1 rRNA gene is annotated in these 1,067 nt (G+C 56.1%); it reads left to right on the top strand.

Going from position 1 to position 1,067, the window contains the following annotated elements:
- Positions 1-1,067 (top strand): 23S ribosomal RNA (locus tag ACFPJ1_RS43270); the annotation flags it as partial.

The raw sequence follows: 1,067 nt of genomic DNA, 5'->3' as shown, positions 1-1,067 counted from the left end.
CGTGCGAAGAAGTAATTCGATGTATACGGACTGACGCCTGCCCGGTGCTGGAACGTTAAGGGGACAGGTTAGCTGGTTTAGGCCGGCGAAGCTTTGAACTTAAGCGCCAGTAAACGGCGGTGGTAACTATAACCATCCTAAGGTAGCGAAATTCCTTGTCGGGTAAGTTCCGACCTGCACGAATGGCGTAACGACTTGGGCGCTGTCTCAACCATGGACTCGGCGAAATTGCATTACGAGTAAAGATGCTCGTTACGCGCAGCAGGACGGAAAGACCCCGGGACCTTTACTACAACTTGGTATTGGTGGTCGGTACAACTTGTGTAGGATAGGTGGGAGACTGTGAAGCCCGGACGCCAGTTCGGGTGGAGTCATCGTTGAAATACCACTCTGGTTGTTCTGGCTGTCTAACTTCGGTCCATTATCTGGATCAGGGACAGTGCCTGGTGGGTAGTTTGACTGGGGCGGTCGCCTCCTAAAAGGTAACGGAGGCGCTCAAAGGTTCCCTCAGCCTGGTTGGCAATCAGGTGTCGAGTGTAAGTGCACAAGGGAGCTTGACTGTGAGACAGACATGTCGAGCAGGGACGAAAGTCGGAACTAGTGATCCGGCGGTGGCATGTGGGAGCACCGTCGCTCAACGGATAAAAGGTACCCCGGGGATAACAGGCTGATCTTCCCCAAGAGTCCATATCGACGGGATGGTTTGGCACCTCGATGTCGGCTCGTCGCATCCTGGGGCTGGAGTAGGTCCCAAGGGTTGGGCTGTTCGCCCATTAAAGCGGCACGCGAGCTGGGTTTAGAACGTCGTGAGACAGTTCGGTCCCTATCCGCTGCGCGCGCAGGAGACTTGAGAAGGGCTGCCCCTAGTACGAGAGGACCGGGGTGGACGAACCTCTGGTGTGCCAGTTGTTCCGCCAGGAGCACGGCTGGTTGGCTACGTTCGGGAGTGATAACCGCTGAAAGCATCTAAGCGGGAAGCACGCTTCAAGATGAGGTCTCCCACCGAGTTAATCGGGTAAGGCCCCCAGTAGACCACTGGGTTGATAGGCCGGAAGTGGAAGCACCGC

The sequence above is a fragment of the Kribbella qitaiheensis genome (assembly GCF_042657745.1).
GTDB lineage: Bacteria > Actinomycetota > Actinomycetes > Propionibacteriales > Kribbellaceae > Kribbella > Kribbella qitaiheensis.
Note: the sequence above shows the minus strand (reverse complement) of the source record. Positions and strands in the feature narration are given on the sequence as shown.